This is a genomic window from Porphyromonas levii DSM 23370 (assembly GCF_000379925.1).
GTDB classification, from domain to species: domain Bacteria; phylum Bacteroidota; class Bacteroidia; order Bacteroidales; family Porphyromonadaceae; genus Porphyromonas_A; species Porphyromonas_A levii.
On the sequence record NZ_KB904205.1, the window covers coordinates 21772 to 45420 of the forward strand.

Annotated in this window: 18 protein-coding genes; 4 read left to right on the forward strand and 14 right to left on the reverse strand. The window is 48.2% G+C overall.

The features are described 5' to 3' along the window. From A3GG_RS0100880 to A3GG_RS0100895, 4 genes are read left to right on the forward strand one after another with little or no spacing between them, the layout of a single operon-like run. A complete protein-coding gene (locus tag A3GG_RS0100880) occupies positions 1–2385 on the forward strand; it encodes an endonuclease MutS2 (protein WP_018357458.1) in 2385 nt (794 codons plus the stop codon). A gap of 5 nt (positions 2386–2390) precedes the next feature. Continuing rightward, entirely contained in the window at positions 2391–2957 is a 567-nt protein-coding gene (locus A3GG_RS0100885) for a DUF4924 family protein (protein WP_018357459.1), read from the forward strand. After that, a complete protein-coding gene (locus A3GG_RS0100890) occupies positions 2944–3867 on the forward strand; it encodes an SDR family oxidoreductase (RefSeq protein WP_018357460.1) in 924 nt (307 codons plus the stop codon). The genes A3GG_RS0100885 and A3GG_RS0100890 overlap by 14 nt, the downstream gene beginning before the upstream one ends. Beyond that, the gene (locus tag A3GG_RS0100895) at positions 3864–5444 is read left to right on the forward strand and encodes a peptide chain release factor 3 (RefSeq protein WP_018357461.1); all 1581 of its coding nucleotides are present in this window, start codon (positions 3864–3866) and stop codon (positions 5442–5444) included. The genes A3GG_RS0100890 and A3GG_RS0100895 overlap by 4 nt, the downstream gene beginning before the upstream one ends. A gap of 19 nt (positions 5445–5463) precedes the next feature. On the opposite strand, the gene A3GG_RS0100900 is transcribed toward A3GG_RS0100895, so the two are convergent. The 14 genes from A3GG_RS0100900 to A3GG_RS0100965 form a co-directional block, all read right to left on the reverse strand. Next, positions 5464–6147 carry a DNA alkylation repair protein gene (locus A3GG_RS0100900; RefSeq protein ID WP_018357462.1) on the reverse strand — a complete coding sequence of 228 codons (684 nt, stop codon included), beginning with the start codon at positions 6145–6147 and terminating at the stop codon, positions 5464–5466. A gap of 5 nt (positions 6148–6152) precedes the next feature. Beyond that, positions 6153–7817, reverse strand: a complete 1665-nt coding sequence (locus A3GG_RS0100905; RefSeq protein ID WP_018357463.1) for a formate--tetrahydrofolate ligase — start codon at positions 7815–7817, stop codon at positions 6153–6155. 256 nt (positions 7818–8073) lie between these two features. Beyond that, complete coding sequence (locus A3GG_RS12710; RefSeq protein ID WP_018357464.1) at positions 8074–9624, reverse strand: Ig-like domain-containing protein; 1551 nt, start codon at positions 9622–9624, stop codon at positions 8074–8076. Positions 9625–9933: 309 nt separating this feature from the next. Continuing rightward, positions 9934–10557 carry an IMPACT family protein gene (locus A3GG_RS0100915; protein WP_018357465.1) on the reverse strand — a complete coding sequence of 208 codons (624 nt, stop codon included), beginning with the start codon at positions 10555–10557 and terminating at the stop codon, positions 9934–9936. Further along, entirely contained in the window at positions 10557–11177 is a 621-nt protein-coding gene (locus A3GG_RS0100920; RefSeq protein WP_018357466.1) for an HAD family hydrolase, read from the reverse strand. The genes A3GG_RS0100915 and A3GG_RS0100920 overlap by 1 nt, the downstream gene beginning before the upstream one ends. A 4-nt stretch (positions 11178–11181) precedes the next feature. Next, positions 11182–12240, reverse strand: a complete 1059-nt coding sequence (locus A3GG_RS0100925; protein WP_018357467.1) for a GDP-L-fucose synthase family protein — start codon at positions 12238–12240, stop codon at positions 11182–11184. Next, positions 12240–13319 (reverse strand): GDP-mannose 4,6-dehydratase, encoded by a 1080-nt coding sequence (gene gmd / locus A3GG_RS0100930; protein ID WP_018357468.1) that lies wholly within the window; start codon positions 13317–13319, stop codon positions 12240–12242. Before gmd ends, A3GG_RS0100925 begins: the two co-directional genes overlap by 1 nt. Before the next feature lie 323 nt (positions 13320–13642). Beyond that, positions 13643–14920: a DUF2851 family protein gene (locus tag A3GG_RS0100935; RefSeq protein ID WP_018357469.1), complete on the reverse strand. Its 1278-nt coding sequence runs from the start codon at positions 14918–14920 to the stop codon at positions 13643–13645. Next, on the reverse strand, positions 14917–17745 hold the full coding sequence (gene uvrA / locus A3GG_RS0100940) for an excinuclease ABC subunit UvrA (protein ID WP_018357470.1): 2829 nt from the start codon (positions 17743–17745) through the stop codon (positions 14917–14919). Before uvrA ends, A3GG_RS0100935 begins: the two co-directional genes overlap by 4 nt. 224 nt (positions 17746–17969) lie before the next feature. After that, positions 17970–19403 (reverse strand): aspartate ammonia-lyase, encoded by a 1434-nt coding sequence (locus A3GG_RS0100945; RefSeq protein ID WP_018357471.1) that lies wholly within the window; start codon positions 19401–19403, stop codon positions 17970–17972. Between the two features lie 89 nt (positions 19404–19492). Further along, positions 19493–20746, reverse strand: a complete 1254-nt coding sequence (locus A3GG_RS0100950; protein ID WP_018357472.1) for a DUF1015 domain-containing protein — start codon at positions 20744–20746, stop codon at positions 19493–19495. An 81-nt stretch (positions 20747–20827) separates the two neighbouring features. Continuing rightward, positions 20828–21751 carry an NAD(P)-dependent oxidoreductase gene (locus A3GG_RS0100955; protein ID WP_018357473.1) on the reverse strand — a complete coding sequence of 308 codons (924 nt, stop codon included), beginning with the start codon at positions 21749–21751 and terminating at the stop codon, positions 20828–20830. 60 nt (positions 21752–21811) lie between these two features. Beyond that, the gene (serC, locus tag A3GG_RS0100960; RefSeq protein WP_018357474.1) at positions 21812–22876 is read right to left on the reverse strand and encodes a 3-phosphoserine/phosphohydroxythreonine transaminase; all 1065 of its coding nucleotides are present in this window, start codon (positions 22874–22876) and stop codon (positions 21812–21814) included. 281 nt (positions 22877–23157) lie between these two features. Continuing rightward, the gene (locus A3GG_RS0100965) at positions 23158–23610 is read right to left on the reverse strand and encodes a hypothetical protein (RefSeq protein WP_018357475.1); all 453 of its coding nucleotides are present in this window, start codon (positions 23608–23610) and stop codon (positions 23158–23160) included. Positions 23611–23649: the final 39 nt, after the last annotated feature.

The window sequence follows — 23649 nt, forward strand, 5'->3', positions numbered from 1 at the left end:
GTGGAGCAAGTCAATAGTCTAGGTGTACTGGAGCAGAAACTGGAGTTCGGACAACTTCGGCAGGAGCTTCGCACCCTTTGCGACAATGAGATTAGCCTCTTCCTCGTGGAGCGTATGGCATTCCTGCCCGATGGGAAAGAGTTGAGAGGAAGATTGGATCAGCTGTCCGAGATGATGACACTTTTGGTCTCGGGAGCAGAGGTGCCCAGTTTTCGTTTCGGCGCAATAAGGGAAGCGTTGTTGTCGCTTCGCCCCGAGGGAAGCTATCTACCAGTAGAGTCCCTTCGCCCTCTACGCGACCTCTTGGCGTCTGTAGTGGAAACCAAACGTATGCTGGAAGAGCGAGAGGAGGATTATCCTGAGCTGTATCGGCTGGCTGAGCGCTTAGATGATCTAGTGGATATACGGAGGCGTCTGCACAACTTGATTGATGAGGAGGGAGAAATCAAGGATACTGCCAGTCGTACCCTCAGGGAGATTAGAGTGGAGCTTCGGCAGCTGCGAGGCTCGCTCGGGCAGACCATGCAGGGTATACTGCGCTCAGCTCAGGCGGCAGGTTGGGTAGAGAAAGATGCTACCCCAGCAGTGCGTGATGGACGCTTGCTATTGCCTATCATACCCTCTGCCAAGAGGGAGATAGGGGGCATAGTGCATGAAGAGTCGTCTACTGGGCGTACCCTCTATCTAGAGCCGGAGCAGATGGTGGTGATGAACAACCGTATACGAGAGAAAGAGAGCGAGGAGCTGAGGGAGATCGTCCGACTTCTAAAGGACTTTAGCGTGTACGTGAGGAGGGATATGAGGCAGGTACAGCAGGATTGCCAGCTTATAGGTATCTTCGACTTTAATAGAGCGAAGGCTAGACTTGCAGAGCGGTTAGAAGCTATTGTGCCACCGATTGCGGATGATGGTATCAGTATGGAGTGGCAGGTGGCTAGGCATCCTCTTTTGGAACGCCACCTTAGGGAGCAAGGACGTAAGCTAGTGCCCCTAACGCTTAAGCTAGATGGTGAGCAGAGGATACTACTCATCTCGGGACCTAATGCGGGCGGTAAGTCTATTGCGCTCAAGACGGTGGGGTTGCTCCAGTATATGCTGCAGTGTGGGCTAGCGGTGCCGATGATGGAGCACAGTGAATGTCGCTTCTTCGACAGTGTATTTATCGACATCGGTGATGCACAATCGTTGGAAAATGATCTTAGTACCTATTCCAGTCACTTGCAGAATATGAAGCGTGTACTTCGCGAGGCGACGGACAAGAGCTTGATACTGATTGATGAGTTCGGTTCGGGTACCGAGCCTACGATAGGTGGAGCTATAGCGGAGGCAGTACTAGAGCAGTTCCGACTACGAGGGAGTTTCGGGGTGATTACGACCCATTACGGTAACCTCAAGACCTATGCCGAGCTTCACGACGGAGTGGTGAATGGCGCTATGCTCTTTGATAGGGGCAAGATAGAGCCTCTCTACGAACTGTATATAGGACAGCCAGGGAGCTCATTTGGTCTGGAGGTGGCACGAAAGATAGGGATGCCCTCCGAGATTATCGACTATGCGAGTACTTTGGTGGGCTCGGACTACTTGCAGCAAGATAAGTACCTCCAAGATATCATCCGTGATAAGGCGTACTGGAAGCGTAAGCGAGAGGAGGTAAAGCGAGCAGAGCGCTCCTTGCAGGAGAAGCAAGCGAAGCTCGATGAGCGCCTAGAGGAACTTACTCAGAAGCGCAAAGGATTGATAGCGAAAGCTGAGCAAGAAGCGCTACAGATAGTGAGTAGTGCCAATGCCACTATTGAGCGAACCATCCGTGAGATAAAGGAGGCTAAGGCGGATAAGGAAGCGACCCAGCAAGCTCGTGCTAAGCTGGAGAAGAAAAAGGAGCACCTACACCGTAAGCAGAAGGCAATAGCTATGCCCAAACCTAAGAACCAGCCTATAGAAGTAGGTAGTCGGGTGACCCTTGAGGGGGGTAATGAGGTAGGTGAGGTTGTAGAGATCCAAGGCAAGAAGGTGCGGGTACGACTGGGGAACCTCACTATGTCGGTGGCGTTGGATAAGCTCTTGCCTACTCAGAGAGCGACAACGGAGGTAGTGGCTAGGAAACCACAGATGATTTCGGAGCAGGCCAATGAGAGGAGGCTCAACTTCAAGCCTCAGCTCGATTGTCGTGGCATGAGGGTGGAGGAAGCACTGAGTAGCGTGACTCAGTTTATTGATGATGCTAATCACTTCGGTTACTCTCCAGTCCGTATATTACATGGTACAGGGACTGGGGCACTGAAGCAAGCCATTGGAGATTACCTGAGAGGAAACCCTCAGGTTAAGCACTTCGAGGATGAACATGTAGACCTCGGAGGGGCAGGTATTACAGTAGTAACACTATAGATATTATGATAGTAGCAGAAACGAAGAGGAGAGAAAACGTAGCCGAGTATATCCTCTATATGTGGCAAATAGAGGATATCATCCGTGCATTGGAGCTAGATGATGCTAAGATTAAGGAGTATGTGAGCCAAGGTTATCAACTAGACCAAGAGCGGATGGATCAGGTGCTGCTTTGGTATCTAACGCTTGCCGACCAGATGAAGGAGCAAGGGATTACCAAGGTAGGACACCTGCGAGCGCTTAATGAACTTATGGATGAGCTGCAAGAGCTATCGGCTAAGCTCCTGAGGGAGCCAAGCCAGACGCTTTATTCGTCTGTATACTTTCAGACTCTGCCTAGCATTATCCAGCTGAGGGAATTGAGCGGAGGTGAGAATATGGGCGAGATAGAGAGTTGTTTCGTAGGTATCTATGGTTACCTTACTCTTAAGGCAAGAGGCGAAGAGGTTACTGAGGCTACCGAGGGCGCAATAAAGCAGTTTAGTACCTTCTTGGCTATGCTCGCCGCACGGTTTAGAGAGGTGGAGGAGGGCGAGCTTACGCTAAATTCTATTCCTGATGACGAGGAGTAAGAAGGTGTGGGTGGCAGGGGCTGCGGGTCAGCTTGGGACAGCCATTCAGTCGATAGCTAAGGGAGAATTCCCCTGGCTAGAGATTTTACCGACTACTCGAGCGGATATGGACTATACTAGTCCAGTGGAAATAGCTGCTTTCTTTCGAGAGAATAGACCCGATATAGCGGTTAATTGCATCGCCTATACCAATGTGGATGGCGCTGAAAAGGAGTACGAGATAGCCAAAGTAGCTAATGCAACTATTCCAGCAACGATTAGTTCTATGCTTGCTCAGGAGCATCTGCCACTTATCCATGTGAGTACGGATCATGTCTTTGGTGGGGATAAAAGGCAAGTAGGAACGCCTTTCACTGAGGAGGGTACGCCTAGCCCTGCTAATGCCTATGCCTTGTCGAAGTACCTGGGAGAGTATGCTACAGGGCTGTTCGAGGTTCCCTTGTATTTGCTCCGAACCGCTTGGCTTTATGGTCCTGAGAGCTGGAAGAATAAGAGCTTCTACAAGAGTATTCGCCGTAAGGCACTAGAGGAAGGTGTACATGGAGGTACGCTAAGGGTGGTTACTGATGAGATCAGCACCCCTACTAGTGTATTTACTCTGGCTAGGGTGATACTCAGTATCGCCACTCTATATGGCTCCGAAGAGGAGCTCCCTGTGGGAGTATATCATGTGTGTGATAAGGGAGAAGCCTCTCGACATGCCTTTGCCGAGGCAATTGTAGCGCTTGATCCTAGGACTGCTCACCTGAAGGTAGAAGAGTGCCTGCAGGAGGAGCTAAGCCTTCCAGCGCGTCGCCCCCAGTATAGTAAGTTAGAAACGAAAAAGATAGAACACTATTTCCCTACGCTGATACGCCCATGGCAAGAAGCTCTTAGGGAGATCTACCATTACGATAATCCAAAGCAATGAAATACAATGTAGAAGAGATTAGCCGCCGCCGTACCTTTGCCGTCATCGCCCACCCTGATGCCGGTAAGACTACTTTGACTGAGAAGCTCCTCCTATTTGGAGGGGCGATCCATGTGGCAGGGGCAGTGAAGAGTAATAAGATCCGTAAGTCTGCGACTTCAGACTGGATGGAGATAGAGAAGCAACGTGGTATCTCCGTAGCCACTTCGGTAATGGGGTTCGACTATGAGGGCTACAAGGTGAATATCCTAGATACCCCAGGTCACCAGGACTTCGCTGAAGACACTTATCGTACGCTTACTGCGGTGGACTCGGTTATTATCGTAATAGACGGTGCAAGAGGTGTGGAAGAGCAGACACGTAGGCTAATGGAGGTGTGTCGTATGCGCAAGACGCCTGTGATAGTATTCGTCAATAAGATGGATAGAGAGTCGCAAGACCCATTTGACCTACTCGATATGGTGGAGGAGGAGCTACAGATTAAGACTACTCCACTTACTTGGCCAATTGATTCAGGTGACCGTTTCAAAGGGGTTTATAATATCTATGATAAGGAGTTGGAGCTCTTCTCGGGTGCCGATAAAAGCCATATATCTGAGCGTATTCAGGTAGATCTTAATTCGGATGAGCTACTGAATTATGTGACAGAAGCGCAAGCAAAACGACTCAAAGACGATCTCGAACTTATCGGAGGGGTATATCCCGAACTAGATGTACCTACTTACCTTAGAGCTGAGCTCGCTCCAGTCTTCTTCGGCTCTGCACTCAATAACTTCGGAGTGAAGGAACTTCTCGATACGTTTGTTAAGATTGCACCATCGCCTCGTTCCGTACAGGCAGAAGAGCGACTAGTGGATCCTTATGAGCAGCCACTTACTGGCTTCATCTTTAAGATACACGCCAATATGGATCCTAACCACCGTAGCTGTATTGCTTTCCTCAAGATATGTTCTGGGAAGTTTGAGCGTAATACCTATTACACCCATGTAAGACACGGCAAGCAGATGAGGTTTAGTTCGCCCACCGCCTTTATGGCTCAGAAGAAGGAGATAGTGGATGACGCTTATGCCGGAGATATAATCGGTCTGCCCGATACGGGGAACTTCAAGATCGGTGATACCCTTACCTCAGGCGAGGTACTCAACTTCCGCGGTCTTCCTAGCTTCTCTCCTGAGATGTTTAAGTATATTGAGAACGCCGATCCACAGAAGCAAAAGCAACTGCAGAAAGGGCTCAATCAGCTCATGGACGAGGGCGTAGCGCAGATGTTTACCAACTCTTTCAACGGTCGTCGTATAGTGGGTACAGTAGGCCAGTTACAGTTCGAAGTCATACAGTATCGTCTACTGCATGAGTATCAAGCAAGCTGTAGGTGGGAGCCGATTAGTCTTTACAAGGCTTGCTGGCTATCTTGCGATGATCCCGCAGTACTAGAGGAGTTTAAGCGCCGTAAGATGCAGTACATGGCGGTGGATACTCAGGGACGAGACGTGTACTTAGCTGATAGTGGTTACCTCCTCAATATGGCAAAGGAGGAGTTCCCTCAGATAACTTTCCACTTTACTAGTGAGTTCTAAGTCCTCTGTGTTTATTGTCTCAAGGGTGACGGAAGGAGTCGCGGAGCTTCTGGCGATACTTCTGTAATAGAGTGGGACTGGTAACAGAGTGGGGTACTTCGGGGTGGGTGATGCTCAGCTCTGCCAAGAGCCACGCATTAGCCATCTCTATGTAGTAGTCTCGGTCTGCCTGCAGCTTAGTGATATGAGCGAGTGCAACTTCAGGCACTACCAGCTTGTACTTGACTAGCGGAAGGAAAGCGACAATAGTGAGCCTGCGTGCAAAGGGGTTAACGTCTTGGCTGTAGCGCTCAATAGATGCCTCCACTTCTGCAAGCGCACCCTGTTGGGCAAAGTGTCCTAGAGCATCTTTGAATAGATCTGCTGTCGCCCAGCCATCGCATAGGGCGTAGAGAATCGACAACGCTTTAGGGACTTCCTCGGTAGCCGTTACTTCCTGAAGTACGAGCCCTAGGAGCATTTTGTACTCGTAGTGCCTCCTAGCTTTGTCTAGCAATAGGTCGATGGCATCATCGTAGGTAAGGAGCTTTGCTATTCGTTTAGCGCTCTTGCGTATCACCGGCATGCGGATGCCGAGAATGCTCTCAGGGTCTGACGAAACCTTGAGTTTAATATTGAAAGCCCTATAAGAAAGGTCGGCAGTAGAGACGAACTCCTCAAGGAGTCTCTCTACTGCCGACCTCTTGTCTTGCAGATCTTGCATAAGGATTAGCTTAGTCCCTCGATGATACCATCCACGATATCCATCTTCATCGCTGCTGGTTCCTTAGGGAGACCAGGCATACGCATGATACTACCCATGATTACCACGATGAGTTCAGCTCCTGTATTGACGACGACATCCTGAACCGTTAGCTCAAAGTCAGATGGTGCTCCATACGCCTTCGCATTATCTGTAAACGAGTATTGGGTCTTCGCAATACATACTGGGTACTTATCAAAGCCCTGCTCCTCTAGCTTCTTAATCGCCTTCTTCGCTTTTAGCTCGTACTCCACGCTCTTTGCACGATATACATTCTTAGTAATTGCCTCCACCTTATCGGTGATGCTCATATCGAGGTCATAGAGGTACTCAAGCGGCTTGGAAGGATTATTCTCCACAGTATCTACTACTATTCTAGCTAGTTCCTCTGCGCCCTTACCACCCTCACTAAATGCGGTATTAATAGCAAATGGTATCCTATTAATCTCACAGTGCTCACGAATCACAGCAATCTCCGCATCCGTATCGGTAGGGAACCTATTGATAGAGACGATAACACTCTGTCCGAACATACGGAGGTTCTCCACATGACGATCCAGATTAGCAAATCCCCTCCTTAGTGACTCCATATCCTCTACCTTAAGGTTCTTCTCATCGCCACCGCCGTGCATCTTGAGCGCTTGTGCTGTAGCAACAAGTACAGTTGCCTTTGGCTGTATCTTAGCGTGTCGACACTTGATATCAAAGAACTTCTCTCCACCTAGATCCGCACCGAAGCCCGCCTCTGTAATAGCGTATTCGCCATACTTCAGCGCCATCTTAGTTGCCATGATCGAGTTACAGCCATGAGCAATATTCGCAAATGGACCTCCGTGGATAAAGGCTGGCGTATTCTCTGTAGTCTGAACTAGGTTAGGGTCGAGCGCATCCTTAAGTAGAATAGTTAGGGCACCACCTACGCCTAGATCCTTTACAGTAAATGCCGAACCATCCTTTTTGTAACCAACCAGTATATTATCAAGACGACGGCGGAGATCCTCAATATCTGTAGCCAGACAGAGGATAGCCATAATCTCAGACGCAGGTGTGATATCGAACCCTGCCTCTCTAGGTATGCCGTTAGAGATACCACCCAGGCCAGTAATCACATTGCGGAGACTGCGGTCATTGACATCCAATACCCGCTTCCACACAATAGAGCTTAGGCCATTCTCATTGTTGCGGTTCTGATAAGCATAGTTATCAACTAGTGCTGCAAGTGTATTATTTGCGGTCGTAATAGCATGGAAATCGCCTGTGAAGTGGAGGTTGATTTGATCCATCGGTAGTACTTGAGAGTAACCACCGCCAGCGGCACCACCCTTCATGCCGAATACAGGACCAAGCGATGGCTCGCGCAGTGCTACAAAAGCCTTCTTCCCAATCTTATTAAGACCTAAAGCCAAACCTATAGATACGGTAGTCTTACCATTACCGCTCTTGGTAGGAGTAATTGCTGTTACGAGTATTAGGTTGCCCTGTTGGTGCTCCTCCTTGAGTAGGTTGCTATCTACCTTCGCCATATAGCGGCCATAAGGTGAAATCTTATCCTCAGGTATACCTGCCTGCTCAGCGATTAGGTCAATCTTCTTGAGCTCCGACTCTCGTGCTATCTGGATATCTGTTTTCATCCGTTTTGTCGTAATATATCGTTATTATTCTGCTTCAACTCTCTCTCGTATGTATAACAATTATAATACCTAAATGTTTTCTTCTCGTAGATTCAAGTTGCAATTGTGCGTTATGTGAGAAGGAGTGATTGCTTTTTGAACCTTCTTTTGTATTCTTCTGACGAAATGTCCCTTAACTACAGACTAAACAAGAAAGCCCCGCACAAGGCGGGGCAAGTCTCTTTATTATTTCATTGAGCAGTGAATAACTATTGTCTCACTGTTTTTTGCTTACTTCTTTGACTATGACCTTGATGGTCTCTTCAATACCATACTCTTCCAGTTTTATCCTAAGAGAGAAGGAGCCAGCACCATCATACGAGACGCTCCCATCGAATCCTGCGCTTACTATAATACCACCAGTTTCATCTACTATCCTCCTTTCTCCGACAAGGTTTTTAGTCTTTTCCCCTGTTGTCGTATCTGTAATGTCTACATATATAGAGAACTTGTTGGTGGAGGCTGAACCTGACCTAATATATTCTACCTCAATAGTCTTCTGTTTAAGGATCTCAGTTTTTTCTTCCCCAGAAAGAATGTCCCTTTTGACCATGCGAAGGTCATAAGTATACTTTTTAGCATCCGATTTTTTATAGACAGAGACGGGTATCCCATGGTGCTTTGGTTTACCATTTATTGTGACTGAAATTTGTGTCTCGCCAACACTCTCTCCTTTTACCAAACCATCTGGAGTAACGGTAGCAATCTTCTCGTTAACACTCTTAAATTCTATCTTGACCTTATCCTTAGGTACCCCATTATAATCAATCTCTATCTGAGCAGTCTTGCCTTCCTCAACCTTGATACTTCCTGTTTTGATAATTATCTCTTTGTCAGATCCTCCGCCTTCTTGGGACTTTGTCACGTTTATTTTGCACTCAGCTTTATTGCCATTTGGTAGCGTTGCTGTAATAGTCGCTTCCCCAGGCTTTACTCCCGAGACTATTCCAGTGGATTTATCGACAGTAGCTATCTGAGGGCTAGAGGATTCCCAGCTAGGATCAAGTTCCTCCGTCGGATCATCGCCTTGGGTAATATTCACCTCTTCGTCCAGATCCAGAGTTTTCCCCGCCTCTAAGTTGTAGGATGTTTTCTTAAAAGTAATGGTAGCCTTCTTCGCCTTTTTGGGAGATTGGGACTTTGTCACGTTTATTTTGCACTCAGCTTTATTGCCATTTGGTAGCGTTGCTGTAATAGTCGCTTCCCCGAGCTCTATACCCTTAACTTCCCCAGTGGATTTATTGACAGTAACAGTCTTAGGATTAGAGGATTTCCAGCTAAAGACAAGTTTCTCCTTCGGATCATCGCCTTTGGTAATCTTCACCTCTTCTTCCAGATCCATAGTTTTCCCAATCTCCAAGCTATAGGATGCTTTCTTAAAAGTAATGGTAGCCTTCTTCGCCTCTTTTGGTTTAGGCTCAGGGGTAGGCTTGGGCTCTTCTTTCTTCACCACCGTAATAGCGCAAGACGCTTTGTTCCCACCAGAGAGTACTGCAGAGATTATCGCTTTGCCTTCCCCCACTGCTTCTACTTTCCCTTCCGAAGTTACGGTAGCGACTTCCTTCTTGTCTGTTGTCCAAGAAACCTTCTCTTTGCTGGAAGCCGGTGTAATGGTAGCAACAAGTTCTAAGGTCTCTCCAACCTTAAGCGAGTGGGACGTTGTGTTCAAAGCCACTTTTGCAGGCTCTGGTTTCTTATCATTCCTCCCGCAAGACACCGCTGACACCGCAGCGAATGTAAGTAGTAAAAGTGTAAATAGCTTCTTCATGATATACAAGAATTTGTTTGTTTTGATGATTAATTGTGTTCTCCTAGACTGAAATAACCGGGCGAGGTGCGTCTCCCACCCATTACGATTACCCCAATCCGATATTCTTTCGCAAAGATAAAGCATTAATTAGGATAGGTCAATACCCTTTTGTAGGTATTTTAAAGGAGTTTCTTTGAATGAAGTTATAAGTTGAAAGATCAGATTACTAGATAACAAAGTCAACTACTTATGATACCATAAGGACGTAAGAAGAACCCTCATGAGGTATTAGTCACTTCTTTCTTTATCTCTCCATGCTTATGCTTTTTATTTGTTGATATTTACTTCTAGCTGGTAGATTTTATTTGTGGCGGCTTCAAAGTCCTCAACATTGGCGTTGGCAACACGGATATCCCAAAGGTGTCCTTCAGAAGTGGCATCGTTGTTGATTGTCTGCGCTTCATATTGGCGGAGGAGCATCATCACGGGGTTGATAAGGTCAAAAGGGAAACACAGCCGATAGCTAGTATACAATGTGTGCTCTACTATCTCCCCTGCTGCTATTGCCTCAGCCGTGGCTGTACGATAAGCATTGATCAGTCCGCTAGGTCCTAGTTTGACGCCCCCGAAGTAGCGCACCACGATACCTATCACATCGGTGAGCTCATTGCTGAGAAGCTGCCCAAGGATGGGCTTTCCTGCCGTACTACTTGGTTCACCATCATCATTAGCACGCTCTCGGATCTCTCCCTTGCCAATTCGATAAGCCCAACAGGCATGGCGTGCATCGTAGTACTCCTTTCGGATACCCTCTAGTTCTGCCATGGCCTCGTTTTCGCTCTCTACTGGGATTATGAAGGAGATAAACTTACTGCGCTTATCTGTAAATAGTCCCTCACTCCGCTTCGCTATCGTCCGATAGCTATGGAACCGGTGCCTCTCTTCACTCATTACTTCAGCAACTTATCAAGTAGAGGACGCCAGTCCTCACCATTCTCAGGGCAATAGGCAATAAAACCCATCTCTCTTGCCATACGGCAGTTATTTGCGCCATCATCTATGAAAAGAGTCTCCTCGGGCTTAATGTTAGCATCCTTGATAATCAGGTCGAAGAACGCCCGCTCAGGCTTGCACATACCACGCTGATAAGAAGCGTAGATAATCTCGAAATAATCGTCGATAGAGTGCCCTCCATCAATCATCTCCCCGGACTGAGCATAGCGCCATACAAAAGGATTGATATTGCTCACCAGTAGACAGCGAATCCCCTCAGGCCACTCCTCACGTAGGTAGCGGAACTTCTCCTGATGTACCTCTGCAACAAATCCTAGTAGGGCATACTCTATCTGCATCTCATCTAACTGAAGACCGTAGCGATTGTTGATGAGCTGAGTGAATTGAACCCTATCGTGCTTGCCCTCCTCTAGTTCTAAAAAGATACCCGACTGCATATAGGGGTCGAGGAGGTGATTAGCGTCATGCACTCCGAGTGCTTCTAGACGGCGTACCGCCTCCTCACGCTCTATCTTTACAAATACCCCACCAAAGTCAAAGAGTACGTTCTTTATCATCTTCTTAATGCTCTAAATACCATTGATATAATTTCTGTACTCCCTCCTCTAGTTCTATCTTGTGGTGCCAGCCAAGGGCGTGGAGCTTAGTAACATCTGTGAGCTTTCGGGGTGTGCCATCGGGCTTAGTGCTATCCCATAGGATTTTCCCTTCGTAGTGCTCTACTTTGGCAATAAGCTCGGCAAGTGCGCCTATTGATACCTCCTGGCCTGTGCCAATATTCACATGGCAATTCCTAATCTCCTTACTTCCCTCAGGGTAAAGCTCTTCAAAGCGAGTGTTTAATAGGATATGTACCGATGCATCTGCCATATCCTCGCTCCAGAGAAACTCTCTCAAGGGCGTGCCGCTACCCCATAACCGTACCTCATTGGGAAATATTCCGAAGTGCTCTAGGTCTCTAGGTTGTACCACACCGTTTACTGGTCGTCTAGCCAAGTCTCGCTCCACTGCAGCCCAATCCTCTTGCCCCAAGAGCTTAGCCAAGTGTATCTTACGAATCATCGCTGGCATTACATGGCTATTCTCAAGGTCGAAGTTATCATTCGGCCCATATAGATTAGTCGGCATCACTGCTATATAATCAGTGCCGTACTGTAGATTGAAGCTCTCGCACATCTTGAGTCCTGCAATCTTGGCGATGGCATAAGGCTCGTTGGTATACTCCAAGGTGCTCGTCAGTAGCTCCTCTTCTCTCATCGGCTGCTGTGCCGTCCGAGGGTAGATACAGGTGCTCCCTAGAAATAAGAGCTTCTGTACCCCATGCCTATGGCTCTCACCTATTACATTTTGCTGTATCTGTAGGTTGTCATAGATGAAGTCGGCTCTGTATGTGTTGTTGGCAAGGATTCCTCCCACCTTAGCTGCTGCAAGTACTACCACTTCAGGGCGTTCCTGGTCGAAAAACTGCCGTACCGCCAACGCATCCTTTAGGTCTAGCTCAGCATGCGTACGTCCAATCAGATTGGTGTATCCACGTTGCTCTAGGTTGCGCCAAATAGCCGACCCTACCAGCCCTCTGTGCCCTGCTATATATATCTTGCTACTCTTTTCTATTATCATTATTCATCCATTTCTGTGCGAAGGTGTAGCTTGCGTACAAATCTCATATCGTGCGTCACCATCTTCTTTATGAGTTCCTCAAAAGAGGTTGCCTGAGGGTTCCAGCCCAGTTCGGTTCTCGCCTTAGTGGGGTCGCCCAAAAGGGTTTCCACATCCGCAGGACGGAAATACTTCGGGTCTACCTCCACGAGTACTCTACCAGTGGCCTTGTCCACTCCCTTTTCCTCTATTCCCTTTCCGAGCCATTCCAGTTCTATGCCAGCGTGGAGGAAAGCCAGCGTGGCAAACTCCCGTACAGAGTGCTGTTCGCCAGTAGCAATCACATAGTCGTCTGCCTTATCTTGCTGAAGGATGCGCCACATACAGTCTACATAGTCCCCTGCATACCCCCAGTCACGAAGCGCATCCATATTACCCAGATAGAGCTTGTCTTGATAGCCCTGAACGATTCGGGCGGCTGCCAATGTAATCTTTCGGGTCACAAAAGTCTCACCCCTTCTCTCGCTCTCGTGGTTGAATAAGATGCCATTTGCTACAAACATCCCGTAGCTCTCACGGTAATTACGACTAATCCAATAGGCGTATTGCTTCGCCACGGCATAGGGCGAACGTGGGTGGAATGGGGTAGTCTCTCGCTGCGGGACTTCCTGCACCTCTCCGTAGAGCTCAGAAGTAGAGGCTTGGTAAATCTTTACCTTCTTGGTCATATCGAGTATGCGTACCGCTTCTAATAGCCTGAGTGTGCCAGTTGCCACTACATCAGCAGTGTATTCGGGCACCTCAAAAGAGACCTTTACATGGCTTTGAGCTGCCAAATTGTATATCTCGTCGGGCTTTATGAGTTGGATGATGCGGATCAGAGAGCTAGAGTCGGTCATATCACCATAGTGGAGATTAATGAGTCTTTTTTGCTTCATATCTCTTATCCACTCATCGAGATAGAGGTGCTCGATACGGCTGGTATTAAAGGAGCTACTACGCCTAATAATACCGTGTACCTCATATCCTTTCTCCAATAGAAGCTCCGCCAAGTAGGAGCCATCCTGTCCTGTAATCCCTGTTATCAGTGCTACCTTCATACAATATCTTATTTGTCTCCCCTCACACACTGTACAAACTTACCAAAAATAAGAATATAGGTTGGGCGGGTGTATGCAGCACTAAGTGGTTGCCTTCTTCAGTGCTATACGACTAGAATACACTAAACTACTTGACTTTACGCCGCCTTTCTTCTGATGTCGCGGTGATAGATAGTCGAAAGTATTTAAGAAACCTCACCTAATTGTGCAACAGGCTGTTGCGTATCTTGCACTCTAAAAATGATTTTACCAAGATCTCCTGTGAATTCCCACGTGGAGTACGTTGCATGCGTTTGCCCTGAAGCAAAGCGGCCACCGAAGGGTTACGAATGGGATGCTTTTGTGCTGCGGAGTGCTTGGAAATGGGTAATGGCTATGGGGCATCGTAAGCAATACATTGGTTGGCAATAGCGGTGGTAGAGCTGCAAGAGGGCTTGGCTATCGGCTGAGTATCTTGGGCAAACGCCATGTGAGGTGAATAACTTAGTATACTGATTGGACTCCGGAGGCAACCTGAATAGCCAGTCCATTGCCCTTTGCGCCAGCATTTGGTCGCCCGTCTGCTGGGCATAATAGTAGACAGTGGGGATTATGGTATTAATGATTAATGAACGAAGATTGTTTTCACCTAAGCCTCCTAATGCTTTTGGGAGTGTTCGTCCAAAGTCGTAGTGTCTTTGCCAATACTCGGAGGGTTTCACACTCAGCCAGTGTACAATGGCTCGATGGTCTAAGCGGGTAATAGCACTGAGTAGCTCCTCCTCGTGGTGAATAATCTGAGCTACAATCCCTAGCATACGGGCAGGAAAGGCAGATGGGCGCAGACGCAGATAGCGGAAATGCTCTTTGGGTTGTGGTGTGAGGGAGAACTTCTGTCGGTAAAACTGATATTCCCCAATCAGATTTGCCTCATACTCATCCCGAGGAGTCTCTGCCAATAACCCCGCTTGTCCTAGGAGCATCGCTTCTAGTGCAGTGGCATCCGAAGCGTGTTTCTTGAGGTATTGGTAGGGTAGGGCGCGAGCGATGGACTCCATTTGCTCATTGTTTTGGTGCGCTCCTACATACCGCATCAGGGTGAGGTAAAAGATAGAATTGAAGTGGTCGCTATCGGAGCGAGCACGGAGGAGTGATAGTTTTTCCTCTATCCTCTGAGGTAGAAGGGTCAAAGCCTCGTCGAGAAAACGTTCGCTACCCATATAGAGGAAGTCGGGCATACATCTGAGGCTCTGATTACTTACCTCCAACCTACTTAGACCGTCGAGTACAGAGGGATCTACCTCCATGATGGCGGCAGGTACTGCCCTATTTGCCTGATCCCGGACAGCAAGATTATTCTCGAGGACTACGTGTAGGATGACCGAGTTGTATCGAACATCGTGCTGGTGCCCGTGCTCTTGCCACTCAGAGGCTTTCCTATGGATTTCTACCGCACCAGCCCACTCTATTCCCTTGATGCGCACTCGCGCGAGTTCGAAGTCGGGACCATCGTGGCTATTGAGCTGTCCCACATCCACCACCTCAATGGGATTGCCCTCAAGGGAAATCCTATCGTATAGCCTATTGGCCCAAATGTAGTGGAGGTGGCTTTCGGGTATCATTTCTTGTGGTCTTGCTGGTATTTCTCCTTGAGGAAGCGCCCAGTATAGCTTTCGGCTACCTCCATGAGACCTTCGGGTGTGCCCTGGTAAACTAAGTTGCCGCCCTTAGCGCCTCCTTCAGGCCCTAGGTCAATGATGTAGTCGGCGCACTTGATAACCTCCATATTGTGCTCAACAATTACCACGGTATGCCCATGGTCTATCAGGGCTTGGAAGGAGCGCATGAGTACATTGATATCGTGGATATGGAGACCAGTGGTTGGCTCGTCAAAGATAAAGAGAGTAGGCTTCTTGCCTTTGTCCATAAGGTGTGAGGCAAGCTTCACTCGCTGACTCTCTCCTCCCGATAGAGTGCTGGAGCTTTGCCCAAGTTTGATATAACCTAAACCTACATCGGAAAGGACTTGTAGCCCTTCTACAATCTTGAGGGCATGGGAGGTCTCTTCGGTGTATTGACCAAAGAAAGAGATAGCTTCATCTACCGAAAGTTCGAGTATATCTGCAATGTTTTTGTCGTGGAAGGTCACCTCAAGTACCTCTTCATTGAAGCGCTTGCCGTGGCATTCGTCACAAGGAATGGTCATATCTGCCATGAACTGCATCTCTATGGTAATGACTCCTTCGCCCCGGCAGGTTTCGCAGCGTCCTCCCTCGGTATTGAAGGAGAAGTACTGATGTGTAAATCCTAGCTGACGAGCCAATTGCTGGTTCGCCATCAACCGGCGGATGTCGTCGTACACCCCTATATAAGTCACAGGATTGGAGCGAGTAGAGATACCCAAAGAGTCCTGATCTACATACTCCACGCGCTTCACGCTGGAGATGCTTCCCGTGATGCCGTCGCAAGCTATCTTGGTGAGAGGGTCGTGATTGACCAAGCGCTCTACACCTTCGTAGAATATCTCGCGGACTAATGTACTCTTTCCCGAACCACTGACCCCAGTCACTACCGTGATTATTCTTAATGGGAATGTGACGTCTATCCCTTTGAGATTGTGCTTGTAGGCTCCCTTTACGGTGATACTACTCTTGGAGGTGCGTCGCTTATTAGGCCAAGGGATGCTCTTCCTGCCCGATAGGTACTCTACGGTGTAGCTATTGGACTTCTTGGGGAGCTTGTTGGGGCTTCCTTGCCATACTACTTCTCCTCCACCAATGCCAGACTCTGGACCAATGTCGATAACTAGGTCGGCCGAACGGATCACCTCTTCGTCGTGCTCTACCACGACTACTGTATTACCCATGTCGCGGAGCTCTTTCATGATGTTGATGAGGAGATGAGTGTCTCGAGCGTGTAGTCCGATACTGGGCTCGTCGAGGATATAGAGGGTGCCAATCAAACCGCCACCAAGTGAGGTGGCTAGCTGGATGCGCTGCCCCTCACCACCCGATAGCGTGCCAGCTACTCGGTCGAGGGTGAGATAGCCAAGCCCGATGTCATCGAGAAAAGCCACTCGGTACTTCAGTTCGTCGAGGAGCCTTTTGCCTATCAATAGGTCGTGCTCACTAAGCTGTAGTTGGTCGAGCCATATACGGAGGTCTGAGATGGGGAGCACTACCAGCTGGGAGATGTCTTTACCGCCTATCTGTACGTATAGTGCCTCCTTGCGGAGTCGCTTGCCTTTACAGGTGGGGCAGAGAGAACGCCCTCGGTAGCGGGCCAGCATGATGCGGTAGTGCATCTTGTATTGTCTTTGCTCTACGTGCTCAAAGAAATCATTAATGCCGTATATCTTGTCACGACTGTAGCCGTGGGCGGGAAGCTGATTGCCATTCCAGAGGAGGTCTTTTTCATCATCGGTGAGATCTTTGTAGGGACGATGGATAGGGAATCCTAGTTTCTCTGTCTTTTGGATAAAGTCCTTTTGCCATTCACTCATCTTCGCCCCTCGCCAGGGCATTACGCACTCTTCATATAGAGAGAGACGCTTGTCCTGTATCACGAGGTCTTCGTCGATACCCATTACTTGGCTATAGCCCTCACATGTCGGACATGCCCCTACGGAGCTATTGAAGCTGAAGAGTTTATCGGTAGGCTCTTCGAAGGTGATTCCATCTAGTTCGAAGCGGTCACTAAATAGCTCTTCTCCGCCGTCGTACTTAATCAGTGCCGTGCCTCCGCCCTCAAAGAATGCTGTTTCTACTGAATTGCCGAGCCTATTATTGGTAGCATCGTTGTCGGGCTGTACCACAAGACGATCGATGACCAAGTGCATTCCGCTCTTTTTCATCTTATCGAGCCCTTTACTATCCAGGAGGTCTTGGATTCGGGCAACGGTGCCATCCTCAAGCAGAAGACGGCTGAAACCATTGGCGAGCTGAAGTTGTAGGTGGTCGAAGAGGGGGCGCCCACGAGGGACACTCATGGGGGCGCATACCATATACTTGGTCCCCTCTGGGAGGGCATTCACAAAGGCTAGGACATCATTGGTGGTATGCCGAGTCACCTCTTTGCCACTCACAGGGCTAATGGTATGACCAATACGTGCATAGAGCATGCGCAGGTAGTCGTAGATCTCGGTGACGGTACCTACAGTGGAGCGTGGACTCTTATTGAATTTGCGTTGCTGGATCGCAATGGCAGGAGGGATGCCTGTTATCACATCGGCTTCGGGCTTTGCCATCTTGCTGACAAACTGGCGAGCGTACACGCTGAGGCTCTCCACATATCGTCTTTGTCCTTCGGCATAAAGGGTGTCAAATGCTAGGGAGGTCTTGCCACTACCACTCAACCCCGATAGTACCACCAATTGATTACGAGGTATCTCGAGTGATACCCCTTTGAGGTTATTGACCCTCACACCTTTCAATACGATTTCGCTCATCTATCTCTCCTCAATGGTTGTCAGTGCACGGCAAGACGAGTTGTATCATCTCAGCCTGCCCCTCCCTTATATTACATACAAAACTACAAAAATCCCCGCAGCTAAGAAAGTACATTATGATTACGTAATAGGTCGAACGATGGGTGATGGTTTGAGAGGATAGAGAAAGGCTTCCCCATAGCGTGTTGTGGGGAAGCCTTTATAAATTTGTATGCTGGAGGGGATTAGTCCTCGAAGTCCTTAAGAGGCTTGATATTGAGCCTTACTGGCTGGATGAGGTTCTTAGGCGCAAGGATCTCATCGAGTTGCTCCTTAGAAAGGATGCCCTTCTCTAGCACGATATCTACGATACCACGACCAGTTGCCATCGCTTCCTTAGCGATCTTAGTAGAGTTCTTATACCCGATGTATGGGTTGAGCGCTGTCACTACACCGATGCTATTGTGTACATTCTCCTCTGTTGCCTTTGGATTAGCAGTGATGCCATCGATACAAAGGGTGCGGAGGGTGTCCATTGCCTGTACTAGTAGGTGTGAGCTCTCGAAGCAGCACTGTGCCATAATAGGCTCCATAGCGTTGAGCTCCATCTGGGATGCTTCGCCTGCCATGGTGACACAGACATCATTGCCAATCACCTTCATTGCTACCTGGGTAACCACTTCAGGGATTACAGGATTGACCTTACCTGGCATGATGCTAGAGCCTGGCTGACGAGCTGGGAGGTTGATCTCTCCTAGACCAGCGCGGGGACCACTTGAGATGAGGCGAAGGTCGTTGGAAATCTTGCTGAGCTTAACTGCAATACGGCGTAGGGCAGCTGAGTAACCTATCATGTGAGAGGTGTCTGAGGTAGCTGCTACCATGTCGTCGGCTGCGGTGACGTCCCAACCAGTGATTTTGCTAAGTGCCTTTGCACAGGCTTCACGGTAACCTGGTACGGAGCAGATACCTGTACCAATGGCGGTAGAACCCATGTTATTGACCAATAGCTGGTCTGCTGCGTGCTTGAGGTTGGGTATCTCGTGCTCTAGGATGGAGGCAAACGCATTGAAGGTCTGCCCAAGTGTCATTGGCACCGCATCTTGGAGCTGAGTACGTCCCATCTTAATGATATCCTTGAACTCCTCACCCTTATTGCGAAAACTCTTTACTAGATCCTCGATGTGTGGAATCATGTCTAGGTAGGTACGATACAGACCTAGGTGAATAGCGGTAGGGTAAGCGTCGTTGGTAGACTGTGAGAGGTTGGTGTGGTCGTTGGGGCTGAGGGTCTTGTAATCGCCACGCTCATAGCCCATTATCTCGAGGGCACGGTTGGTGATAACCTCATTGGCATTCATATTGGTAGACGTACCTGCGCCACCTTGGAACATATCCACTACGAAGTCCTCGTGGTGCTGACCAGCGATAATCTCATCGCAAGCCTGCTCAATGGCTTTAGCTTGGTCGTCGGTGAGGAGACCAAGCTCATGATTAGCCATCGCTGCACCCTTCTTGGTTAGCGCTAGACCCTCTACAAAGTGGGGGTAGTTGTTAATCTTGAAGGGAGAGAATTTGAAGTTCTCGATAGCTCGTGCTGTCTGCACTCCATAAAGGTGTTCGTTTGAGAGCTCTACTTCGCCGAGAAGGTCGCTCTCGATTCTCTTATTTTGTGACATATATTGTATAAAGCTTATAAATGGAGAAAGCAGGCACTTCCTTCACGAGTGTGAATAGAAGTACCCCCTTTCTATTTTGTCTGTATGTCTTACTTCTCCTCCTCGAGTGAGTGGATGACTAGACCAGAGCGTAGCTTTGGCTCGAACCAAGTGGTCTTTGGAGGCATGATATTACCACTATCAGCGATATTGATGAGCTGCTTCATGGTTACAGGGTAGAGCGCTAGGGCTGCTACCATCTCGCCACTATCTACACGGCGCTTGAGCTCTTCAAGACCACGGATACCGCCAACGAAATCGATACGCTTGCTGGTACGGAGGTCCTGGATATCGAGGATATCACGAAGGATGTAATCGCTAGAGATGGTGACATCAAGTACCCCGATAGGATCATTGTCATCGTAGGTGCCCTCCTTAGCAGTGAGTGAATACCACTTACCACCTAGGTATAGAGAGAAGTTGTGAAGAGCTGTTGGGTGGTAGATTTCAGTACCCTTCTCCTCTACGGTAAACTTCTCGCCTAGCTTCTCCAAGAACTGCTCAGGGGTATTGCCATTGAGGTCCTTCACTACACGGTTGTAGTCAATGATGTGAAGGTGACTAGCTGGGAAACAAACTGCCATGAAGTAGTTGTACTCCTCGTCGCCAGTATGGTTAGGATTATTTCTCCTCTTCTCGTCACCGATGAGAGCAGCTGCAGCTGAGCGGTGGTGACCATCGGCGATGTACATATATGGGATAGCCTCGAAAGCCTTGGTGATGGTTTCGATATCCTTCTCATCGCTGATTACCCAGAAGGTATGACCGAAGCCATCAAGGTCTACCACGAAGTTGTACTCTGGCTCAGTTGCCTTGTACTTATCGATGATAGCTTGTAGGGTAGCATTGTCCTCGAAAGCGAAGAATACAGGCTCTACATTGGCATTATTGACACGTACATGCTTCATGCGATCCTCTTCCTTATCCTTACGAGTAAGCTCATGCTTTTTGATACGGCCCTCCATGTAGTCGTCTACATAAGCACCAAGGACGATACCATACTGGGTACGACCGTCCATTGTCTGAGCGTAAATGTAGTAGTTAGGCTTCTCGTCTTTTACCAACCAGCCCTTCTTCTGGAAGTTGGCAAATTGTGTAGCTGCCATCTCATATACATCCTCGTCGTGCTCGTCCTTACCTACAGGGAAGTTGATCTCGGGACGGATGATGTGATAGAGTGACATCTCATTGCCCTCAGACTCCTTGCGTGCTTCGTCGCTATTGAGTACGTCATAAGGGCGAGAATTGACCTTCTCTACAAGATTCCTTGGAGGGCGAATGCCCCTAAATGGCTTTACAATCATATCTATTATAATATAATGAACAGTGTGAAGTGAATAGTGAAGAGGCGTATACCCCCTTCACCATTCACTATGTGTCTGCGATTACTTATTTACTCTAAACTTTTCGTTACCAGTAAGTAGATAGCTAGCAATCTGAGAAGCAGCAGCCATACCAGCATTGATGTTTGCCTCTGCGGTCTGTGCGCCCATCTTCTTGTCGGTAGAGAAGTACTGCTTGCCAAACTTCTCGATGATCTCAGCCTCTGCGTCTGGCTTTACGTCGGTAAGGTAGCTGATGTCAGGACGTTCTGCGAGCACCCTCATTAGGTCTGCCTCATTGATAAGATCCTTACGAGCGATATTTACAAGGATAGCGCCCTTTGGCATTGAGCTGAGCAGCTCATAATTGATCATACCCTTGGTATTTGCAGCAGATGGCATAGCGAGTACCATGATGTCGCATACCTCGAACATCGCCTTACGGTTTACGAAGAACTCGAAACCATCCTTTACGAAGTAGTCGGCTGGGGTAGAGCGGCTGTAAGCATAGACATGCATACCGAATCCCTGAGCGATGCGAGCAGCATTCTCACCGATATTACCATAGCTCATTACGCCTAGGCGCTTGCCCATAAGCTCGCTACCAGATGCCCCAGTAAAGCCCTTGCGGATGTGGAATAGTAGCATTGCAAATACAAGCTCTGCTACAGCATTGGCGTTCTGACCAGGGGTATTCATAACAACTACGTTGTGCTTAGTAGCAGCTTCGCAGTCTACATTGTCATAACCAGCACCAGCACGAACCACAATCTTGAGGTTCTTACCAGCCTCGATAACCTCTGCATCCACTTTGTCGCTACGAACAATCATAGCATCAACGTCCTTTACAGCCTCAAGTAGTTGAGCTTTCTCGGTGTACTTCTCTAGGAGCACTAGCTCTAGTCCGTTGCTCTCTACAATACCTCTTATCTTCTCTACTGCTATCGGAGCAAATGGCTTCTCCGTAGCGATCAATACTTTCTGCATATCTACTTATATATAATGATGCAGAGCCACGGTGTCCCGTGGCTCCACATCCATTAGTTTTTACATATTCTTCTCAAACTCCTTCATTACATCTACGAGTGCTCTTACGCTCTCGATAGGAAGTGCATTGTAGGTAGAAGCGCGGAAACCACCTACTGAGCGGTGCCCCTTGATACCCATCATACCACGCTCTGTAGCGAGGTCGAGGAATGGCTTCTCTAGCTCCTTGTACTCGTCCTTCATTACGAAGCAGATGTTCATGAGCGAACGATCCTGCTCGCGAGCAGTACCACGGAAAATCTTAGAAGAGTCGATAGCATCATAAAGTACTGCAGCCTTCTCTTCGTTCATTTTCTGCATTACAGGGATACCACCTAGGCTCTTGTACCACTTGAGGGTTTGTAGCGCTACGTATACAGGGAATACAGGAGGTGTATTGAACATACTGCCCTTATCTACGTGAGTCTTGTAGTTAAGCATTGTTGGCAGTGGACGATCTACCTGCTCTAGCTTGTCCTTACGTACGATAGCGAAGGTAACACCTGCTGGAGCTAGGTTCTTCTGTGCACCACCATAGATAAGGTCGTACTTAGATACATCTACTGGACGGCTGAAGATGTCTGATGACATATCGCAAATCAGTGGAACGTCTACGATTGGATCCTTCTTAATCTCAGTACCATAGATGGTATTGTTGGAAGTGTAGTGGAAGTAATCTACATCGCTTGGTACAGTGTACTCAGGGATATAAGTATAGTTGTCCTCCTTAGAGCTACCAACTACTACTACCTCACCTACATACTTAGCTTGCTTGATAGCATTGCTTGCCCAAGTACCAGTATCGAGATATGCAGCCTTAGTCTTGAGGAAGTTGAGCGCACCCATGTAGAACTGGAGGCTAGCACCACCACCTACAAATACTACCTCGTGGGTCTCTGGAATGTCGAGAAGCTCCTTGAATAGAGCAATAGCCTCGTCCATAACAGCCACAAACTCCTTACCTCTGTGGGATACCTCGAGGAGAGAGAGTCCAGTACCTGCAAAGTTCTCAACAGCCTTAGCTGCTTCCTTAATTACCCCGTCATTTAAGATCGAAGGGCCAGCGTAGAAATTGTGCTTTTTCATCGTCACTGTGTTATTAAATGTATAAATTATATGTTGAATTTGCTTTCTGCGAGTAAAGGTACCCATTATAGACCAATTAACCTCGGAAATAAGTAAAACCTTGCCATATAACAACCTTTCCCCCATAACTAATTGAGCTTGGTTCCTTAGGTATGTGACCACTACCATTGCAATGGTCTCAGCGGAACCTCTTGTATGAGCTCTGATTAGGTACAGCTACTGGGTACAATAAAGGGTAGAAAATCGTCTGAGTTCCTACCCTTTATTATATGAGTATCTGATTATGCTAGACCACCAAATACTAGGATAGAAACAAGCAGTCCAAGGATAGCATAAAGCTCTGGGAATGCTGCCATCACCATTGTAGATGCAAGCACACTGTGACCATCAGCAGTTGCTGCGATACCATTAGCTAGGATACGTCCTTGGCGATTAGCACTCGCCATACCCACGATACCTACCAATAGACCCATCATAAGGATGGCTACAGATGCCATGAAAGACATCTCAGGATTGATAAGATCCTTAGCTAGGAAAAAGCCGATGAAGCCATACAGACCTTGGGAAGCTGGCAGTGCCGAGAGGCCGATGTACTTACCCATCTGTGTTGGGTCTTTGCGCATAGCGCCAATCGTTGCCTGTCCCGTGAAGAATAGGCCGAATGCACTACCCATGCCACTGATGCCTACCATTGCGAATACGCCTAGGTATGCCAAAATCAAATTTAATTCCATAAGTGTTCGTTTATCTAAGTTATAAATTATTATTCTTTC